Source organism: Veronia nyctiphanis (assembly GCF_004116385.1).
GTDB lineage: Bacteria > Pseudomonadota > Gammaproteobacteria > Enterobacterales > Vibrionaceae > Veronia > Veronia nyctiphanis.
Map to the genome: position 1 here is coordinate 1 of NZ_PEIB01000068.1, position 4835 is coordinate 4835.

At 40.4% G+C, this 4835-nt stretch carries 5 protein-coding genes; 2 read left to right on the forward strand and 3 right to left on the reverse strand.

Features of this window, described 5'->3' with window-relative positions; all coding sequences use genetic code 11:
* Together CS022_RS24220 and CS022_RS24225 are read left to right on the forward strand one after the other, a co-directional pair.
* Positions 1-548: hypothetical protein (locus CS022_RS24220; RefSeq protein WP_235869895.1), on the forward strand; the 548-nt coding region annotated here is incomplete at its 5' end.
* Between the two features lie 110 nt (positions 549-658).
* Positions 659-1183, forward strand: coding sequence for a thioredoxin family protein (locus CS022_RS24225; protein ID WP_161569742.1), 525 nt, complete (start codon positions 659-661; stop codon positions 1181-1183).
* A 40-nt stretch (positions 1184-1223) separates the two neighbouring features.
* On the opposite strand, the gene CS022_RS24230 is transcribed toward CS022_RS24225, so the two are convergent.
* The 3 genes from CS022_RS24230 to CS022_RS24240 all read right to left on the reverse strand — a co-directional run bounded on the left by CS022_RS24230 (position 1224) and on the right by CS022_RS24240 (position 4423).
* On the reverse strand, positions 1224-1436 hold the full coding sequence (locus tag CS022_RS24230; protein WP_129124425.1) for a hypothetical protein: 213 nt from the start codon (positions 1434-1436) through the stop codon (positions 1224-1226).
* A gap of 73 nt (positions 1437-1509) precedes the next feature.
* Positions 1510-2835, reverse strand: a complete 1326-nt coding sequence (locus CS022_RS24235; RefSeq protein ID WP_129124426.1) for an ABC transporter substrate-binding protein — start codon at positions 2833-2835, stop codon at positions 1510-1512.
* Positions 2836-3325: 490 nt separating this feature from the next.
* Complete coding sequence (locus CS022_RS24240) at positions 3326-4423, reverse strand: hypothetical protein (protein ID WP_129124427.1); 1098 nt, start codon at positions 4421-4423, stop codon at positions 3326-3328.
* Positions 4424-4835: the final 412 nt, after the last annotated feature.

Sequence of the window (4835 nt, forward strand, 5' to 3'; positions counted from 1 at the left end):
CTCTGTTAGTCATCATGTCTAACTCAAGTGTGTCTATCAAGTCAGTGGCTATTCACATTGCGTTATTTACGTTTTCCGCTCTATTCGGAATTTTCACCCAAATGCTATCAACAAGACTGAGTGAGAAATATCTTAACGATCGTAAGGCAATTCAAGTGTCATTTGTGTTAATGGGGTTGGCGTTCGCAGTACTTGGCTTTACTCAAACTTTCGGCGAGACGGGTAATACGGTCGGCTTGACGCTCATTCCTTTCTTACTCTTTATCCTCTTGTTTTCTGTTGGCACTTCTCTGGGTTATCCCGCAATTATGGCAATAACGGCTAACGAACACCGCGGTACATTCCCTGCCACACATTTTGGTGTCATGTACTTGTTTTCACATGCTATGATGCTGTTAGTAAATATTCCACTTGGTCAGTGGCTATCTCAATTGATGGCGTTGAAGTCATTACAACCTTTTTGGCTGATGAATTTTTTGGTAAGCATTGTATTGGCCGCAGTAATCCATATTGTAATTGTTAATGAAAAAGCCAAGGCTAAGTCGTAAGGAAGAAGACGCAAGAGGTGTATCGCAATATCTTGTATCAGCTCAATGCCTACTCCTGATGCCAGTTAGTATGTTCAATAAACGCAGATATATTGAACAGGGAGTCACTCTTGAACTTTTCTAATACCCTCACTGATAGGATCAACAAACTAGAAACGTTTGCTACTAATGGGCCGCTTTATTTTCTGCCATTTAGGGTGATCGCCTTCGCCGTCATTATACTGTTGTTAATCTGCTCAAACTTCATCGCACTTATTCGTTGGCCTTTTTCAGCGAGTAAAAAATTATTCGCAAAAGCATCTGAGAGTCACGGGGCAATTATTAATGTCTCATCGGTAGACCAGTTCGATACCATTATCGCATCCAACTCTCGCGTGTTAGTCGATTTCTGGGCGGAATGGTGTGGGCCGTGCTTGCTGATGAATAAGACAGTAGAGGTCACTGCTGAAAAGTATGCAGGCTCATTGACTGTTGTTAAAGTCGATGCTTCGCTAGGGTCCGCCATTAGCAAAAAGTACAATGTTAGAGGCTTGCCTACGATGATCTTGTTTGAAGATGGACAAGAACAGGCGAGAAAAAGTGGCTCACTAACCATTCAGCAAATAGAGAGTGAGTTCATTACAAACAAATGTTAATAGCTTAAAGCTGATTACCCGAAAGAATGACTGATTGACGCTACTGTTTTTTAGCCAGCGGATAAGCGTTATTTACCCACCTGAACATTTCAGGATCTGTTTGCCATGCACCTGGCATTGGATGATAGGTAACCGTTGGGGCCATGCCCCAGTTACTCACCTGATGATGGAGCGGGATAATTGCAAGATCAGACATCACCATTTCCGATGCCCTCCGATAAAGCGTCTCTCTTTCACCTTTTGACACCGTCATTTCCGCGGCCTTCACAACTCGGGTTAGCTTAGAATTTGTGTATCGCCTATCCGCAGAGGTTTGATTTCCAATGTTAAACAAACGCGTGAAAGTATAGGTCCATCCGATTTTGGCGCCCAGCTGGAAAAACTGAGCGAAAAGCTTGGTTTGGCGCGGTATCATCGTAATATTCATCTTCCGAGAGAGATTTGATATCTGCCTTAATACCAATCTTTGATAGTGAATTCGTAATCTCTCTCATGACTTGTACGTCTTTGGAGAAAACCCCTTTAGGGCCATGAAAGACTATTTGGAAACCCTTTTTATACCCGGCTTCTGACATTAGCTGTTTTGCCAATTGAATATCTCGAGATTCGACCCGTAGACTTTTACTCGCAATGGGCATCGTTTGTAAAAACAGTTGAGAAGCGGGCAAAGCGCGCCCCTCTAATACCTCTGAGGCAATATAATTCCGATCAACAGCAAGAGAGATCGCTTTTCGAACTCTCCAATCTTTTAATGGATTAACGTCAATCGCGTTTCCTTGATTATCGGTAATGTACTTTGCCTGATCGCTGACTGTATCTACATATAGATAGAAGACCCTACGCCCTTTTCGTCTGAAAATATTGAATCCTTTTTCCTCAAGCATTTCCAATTGGTTGAGCGTGAGCTTATCCGCAACGTGAATATCACCATTCAGTAGAGCGTTAAGGCGTTGATCATCGTCTGGATAAAACGTGATTTTCACTTTCCTGATCGGGTCTATATTTCTCCAGTTGTCCTTAAAGTTTTCCAGCTTTAGATAACCGTTATCCAAGTCAGCCTCAACGAGTTTGTATGTTCCGGTACCCACCAAGTTAGCCCGTTTATCTGATGATGAACGTTCTGACACGATGGCGATTTTATTGAGGTCATTGCGGATATTGATATAACCTCCGCTCACTCGAATTCGGACTTTATAGGTCGAGACTGTTTCAATGTGTTGTATGTGCTCTACAAATCGCTTAAAGGAATGAGGATTATCTGGCAATGATTTAATGCGGTTTACGCTGTAGACAAAATCAGAAGAGGTTAACTCACTGCCGTCATGGAATTTGACACCCCGCCGCAAGGTCACTCCCCAAGAGTTTGTCTCTTTGTTTAGCAATGAAATATCTGTAACCAACCCTTGCCTCAACAACGCCTCATCGCTGTCAAACAGACCGAGCTTATCGAAGACAATGTTCGACAATGTAAGACTGCTACAAAGGTTAAACTCCTGAGGATCAAGGCTCTGGGGCTTGTCTCTATATGCGATGATAAGTTCTTCTGGGTTTTTATCGCCATGGGTTTCGGCTGAGTGTTGAGGAGCAGTGTGAGAAGGTGCGCTCAAAAGCATTAACACAGTTACCGCTGTGTGTGCCAAACCTCTCATCATCTTCACCTCCTAGCAATCAATACCCTATCTGACGGTATTACACGTACTTCCTGTAGACATTATTCTATCAATGGAGAATGATTCAAAAAGGCTCTTATGAAAGTTTGCCCATTTTAGGAGCATTTTTGCCGGGGTTCGAAAATAAAACTGTTATGAAAGATGAGACAAATCGATTGGCAGTTAAATTATTAATATTAAATATCAATAACTTAAATTATTAGATAACTTAGAAAGGCACATAATTAAGACTATTAGAATCACTATTCATCTCAAACATAATGCAAGTATAAATATTTAATACACATATATGTTGATATTGGTCACAATTAAATTTTGTCTCGCATGGTCAGAAAAGCAAATGAGATGAAACTTAATTTGAGTTAACAACACGATTAAGCCAAGACAACGTTTGTCATAAGATCGTCGACTCGACTATAACGCATCATTATGTAAAGAAACTCTACAAAGACTCATCCAATCAAAACTGACTTCATCCTTTTCTAACAATTCCTGCATTCATCGTCAACGGCCCCCAATTCCCCTGATATATTTGGCTAAACTCACGCCCGCATTCACCATCAGAACACAATCGATAAAGGGACGAATACCAATTAAACATTTGCGCAGCTGCCATCAATGCCCATATATCAGGCCCAGTAAATAAAGATTCATCAACAATAGCGGCATCGTCGCCACTAAAATTACTTAACCCTTTGTAAAAATCTGAACTCATTGAATTACAGCCAGGTAATGGCCACTCAGCACACGGCGTATAACAACCCAAACCACAAGGGTTGCCGTACATGTTGCATATTTCGTTAAACCACGCAGATTGTAGCCAGTTAAAAAAGCCTGAAGACTTATTATGAGAGATATACGACCAATATTCAGACGCAGCATGATAGCCCACTTCGCTCAGCTGGTAACAAATGTCAGATATAACACAATCCACACTGTTCTCATGCTGATGAAGCTGAACCCATCTTCCTTCGCGGTTCAACATCATTAATCCGCCGCTTTTTTCGATCTCATCAAGCCATTGCAAAGACGTATTGAAATCTATTCCTGTTTGCGACCTAAAGTCACTCACCTTGCCGGTTTCCAGAACCATGCCACTCGAGAGATGCGGCGATCCTCCATTCACGTTTTTCATCAGTGTTGCCTTGTCTGCCGCTATTTCAAAAATAAGCACCTCACTTAACGTCTTAATATTGACAGCCTCGCTTCTCGCCGTTGATAAGTGAATTTGAACATCCCCGTCCAAATTCAAAATCCCGTGATTCTGATGTTCGCCAACGCCAATAAAACTCTGAAGTGAGCTGTCAAAACTTACAACAGGGTCAGCCGACATTCTATAAATGTTCCCCGTAGATTTGCTGATCAACGTCATTGTTGATCCATGTTCATCTATAGTGACAAGATGTTGGTCATTTTCCCATTCGACTCTAAACCTATGACTTTGTTTATATTCCTTTTCATCAGTATCTGAGTTTGATTGTTTTGAATCTTGTGAGTGAAACGATGTAGATTGACGAACAGACGTTGTCTTAGGAATAAATGGAAACTTCCCAAATCCATTTCCTGCCATTTTTTACCTCTAGGCTTTTATTATTATTAATCACCACTAATTGAACATTTTAACTATTCTTAATTTTCACAGTGACTGGTCTCTGTTATTTTCCAAACTAGGCTACATGTTAAAATAACCCTAAAGTGAAAACTGAAAGCCTTATCTATCATAAACACATTTATTAAGAAATATTAGAAAATTTGTTGCATATTGATTGGTGTCGAGAAATTAATTCCAGTTCAATATTTTTCTTATTCTATAAATAACTAAACATTAATTTAGTATTAATTAAATTAATACATGCTTTTTATATAATTATATTATCTTTCATAACCCACCATGAACAGAGAAACCCACTAGTTTTAATAAAAAAAAACCGACAGAGAGTAAAGCGGCGGCGCCTGATACGCGCACTGATAGCGAGACGTTT